The following is a 3,351-nucleotide window of genomic DNA, read 5'->3' as shown; positions in this document are numbered from 1 at the left end:
CCCCTGCCGACGCTTCGCCGATCACCTCGCGGTGACCTGCGCACGGCTCGGGGCCGATGTGGTTCGCTACTCCTTCATCGCAGTGGACTTTCACCACCTACTCCTTGCCAGTCTACCGGCGCACTTAGAATTGGCGTTCATGCAGCGGCCTCCGACATCGCCTGACGCATCACGGCAGCTAGTTCGGCAGCAACAAACTTCGACACATAAGCGTTTGCACCGACTTTGCGGACATGCTGCTCGTTTGCCGACCCCGACAACGAAGAGTGGATAACAACGGGGATCATCTGCAGACTGGCGGCCGTTTTAATTTTGCGAGTAAGCGTGAATCCGTCCATTTCCGGCATTTCTAGGTCTGTGAGCACCAATGCAATGTCGTCCGTCACTTTCCTACCTTCCTTTACTGCTTTCTCGCCCGCCTTCTCCAGCATTTCCCATGCTTCCTGGCCGGTCTTGGCCATGATGAAGGGCACGCCCATCGACTTCAAGTTTTCTTCGATAAGCGCTCGTGCAATACCAGAGTCGTCGGCGGCAAGCACTCGCGCACCTAATGGCAGGGTAAGCCGACCCGTGTTTTGTTCGTTAATCTCCGGCTCACTTGTAGGCAGCGCGTCGCGCAAGATCTGCTCAACGTCGAGAACCTGTGCGAGCCGACCACCGGAGTGTGCATCGAGACGAGCAATGCTGGTCACAGCCTTACCGCTCGAGTGTCCTTCTGCTGAAAGCACTCGATTCCACTCTAGGCGGACGATATCATCGAGCTCCTCGACGGCGAAGCCCTGCGTTGTGCGAGCAAACTCCGTCACCAGTAGGATGCGGCTTCCTTCTCGCGGGGGACATCCAGTAACCCTTGCAAGGTCGATGACGGGGATGATTTTGCCGCGTACATCTGCCACCCCGAGGATCTTACTAGACGAACCCGCTAGTTCCGTGAGCGTCGGCATGGCCACGATCTCACGAACTTTGAAAACGTTGATGCCATACAATTCACGGGCACCGGTACCGGGCGTAGCTCCAAGCCGGAACAGCAACAGCTCGAACATGTTGCTGCCCGCGAGCCGAACCCGTTGCTCAATATCGTGTTGATCGTTGCTCATTTTTATTTCGCTCATTTTTATTTCGGTAAGTTTGTCTCATCTTTCTACTGGATAATCCCGAGGCTTCTGACGTCGCGGGAGACTTTCAGAACGCCTCCCATCCAATCTCACGAGTCGCTATAAGTTGCTGCCGCCTCCGCACCGCGGCAGCGTTCGTGGTTGTTGCCAAGCGAAGCGCAAGCGGCTTTTTAACATTCGAGCTCGCTCGCTATGTCACCCCAGCCCGGCTCCGGTGCTTCGGGGAACCTTGAAGATTGCCACCGCCTCGCGCAAATCGCTGGATTGGGCAGCCATCGATTGCGCCGCCGCAGATGCTTCTTCTACCAGCGCTGCGTTTTGTTGAGTAACCTCGTCCATCTGAGAGACCGCTTGATTTATCTGTTCGATCCCGGTTCGCTGTTCAAGCGACGCGGACGAAATTTCGCCCATGATGTCCGTTACACGCGTTACCGCTTGAACCACCTCATTCATCGTCGAGCCAGCGCGGTGCACAAGCTCCGAACCGGATGCGACTTTCCCTACCGACTCATTGATCAATTCCTTGATCTCTTTGGCCGCCGCAGCGCTACGTTGAGCAAGCGTCCTGACCTCGCCAGCCACCACCGCGAAGCCTCGACCCTCTTCCCCGGCACGCGCTGCTTCCACTGCAGCATTCAACGCCAGAATATTCGTTTGGAACGCAATGCCTTCGATCACGGAAATGATATTCGCGACTTTCTCTGAACTCCCAGAGATTTCGTGCATTGTCCGAATCACTTGTTCGACGACGAGCCCACCTTGCGATGCAACCTGAGACGCATTGCTCGCCACCTGTGCTCCCTGCTGCGCATTATCGGCGTTCTGTCGGACCGTCGCGGTCAGTTGCTCCATACTCGAAGCCGTTTCTTCCAGCGAAGCAGCTTGTTCCTCGGTGCGCTGGCTCAAGTCCGTGTTGCCTTGTGCAATCTCCGCGTTCGCTGTCGCAACGCTTTCCGCATTGGATCGAACTTTGCTTACCGTACGCACAAGGCTTGCTTGCATCGCTTCGAGCGCGAACAGCAGACGCCCCGTCTCGTCCGTGGTTGTTACAACGATTGGCACACTTAAGTCACCAGCGGCTACCCGTTCTGCTGCCGCCACCGCTGTTGCGATGGGCCGAGTGACGCTGCGCGTGATCAGCCAACCAAAAAATCCGGCCAGCAACACCGCTCCACCGAGCACACCAACCATCACAACGGTTGCTTGCTTATAGATTTGAGCGGCTTCTGTCGCACCATCAATCATGCGCGCTTCCTGCCACTTGACCATGCGGTCAAGGACATCAATGAATTTTACCTGCGTCTCGTTTCGAGGCCCAAAGAGGATCGCATTAGCATTCTGATTGTTGTTCTGTGCTCCCTCATTCAACGCATCGCTGAGAAACGGGAAAAAACTCGACTTAGCGGACTTAAGCTCCTCGAGCAGCTCCTTACCTTTCTCCGTATCCACAAGTCGATCCAGTAACTTGATCTGCTCCTCTACCTCGGAAGATTCTTTCTCAAACAGAGCCTTGTTCTTCTCGATCCCAGCTGGGTCGCTTCGCAAAATCGCGCTGCGCACAGTGCGCCCCATGTCAGTGGCAAGAAAGGCGATCTTTGAGGTCGCGGCCGCTTTAGCGTACAGGTTTTCGGTGATGCGACGAGTGATGGCATTCTGATCCGCAAGACGATCAATGGCCACGCCCGCAAGCGCGGCCATAAACACCATAAACACCATAAACACCATAAACACCATAAACACCATAAACACCATAAACAGCGCAAAAACCAGACCGAGCCTTGTGCCAATTTTTAAGTATTTCATGAATTGATGCCCTAACAAAGAAAGGTGCTCGAAGCTTCCGGACAAACTCACCGTTGGCCCCATAGGTGATAGCGGCGAGCTGTTTCAGAACTTGAATCGCACACCAGATTTTCGCTATCGTCACCCTCGAAGTAACGAAGCCCATCGCAAACAAGCCGCCTCCCCGACAAATCAAGACCTTGGGTTTTAAACAAGTAAGCGAGCCAACTGCGAATTTCGCGTCAGTACACGTTTCTGTGCGTTCTTTGAGCAATAAGTGCGCATTTCGGCAAGGATATCCGCGTGCCATCGATTCGACGCCGTATCCAGATTCACTAGGCTCTGTTCACATTTGAAGAAATGTGTTTACATCTCATCTTTTGCGTAAGCGATCAAGATGAGTCGAATGTTGCTGACCGATGAGATATGGGGACGACTGGAGTCCATTGTTCCG

At 54.4% G+C, this 3,351-nt stretch carries 2 protein-coding genes; both read right to left on the bottom strand.

Annotated features, from left to right (window positions below; translation table 11 throughout):
- Window positions 1–137 precede the first annotated feature (137 nt).
- The gene (locus BVER_RS28255; RefSeq protein WP_050456063.1) at window positions 138–1,097 is read right to left on the bottom strand and encodes a chemotaxis protein; all 960 of its coding nucleotides are present in this window, start codon (window positions 1,095–1,097) and stop codon (window positions 138–140) included.
- Window positions 1,098–1,310: 213 nt separating this feature from the next.
- Window positions 1,311–2,969 carry a methyl-accepting chemotaxis protein gene (locus BVER_RS35445; protein ID WP_198155459.1) on the bottom strand — a complete coding sequence of 553 codons (1,659 nt, stop codon included), beginning with the start codon at window positions 2,967–2,969 and terminating at the stop codon, window positions 1,311–1,313.
- Between the last annotated feature and the right edge of the window lie 382 nt (window positions 2,970–3,351).

It is taken from the genome of Candidatus Burkholderia verschuerenii, assembly GCF_001189365.1.
Taxonomy (GTDB): domain Bacteria; phylum Pseudomonadota; class Gammaproteobacteria; order Burkholderiales; family Burkholderiaceae; genus Caballeronia; species Caballeronia verschuerenii.
This window is presented reverse-complemented; position numbering and strand designations above follow the sequence as displayed.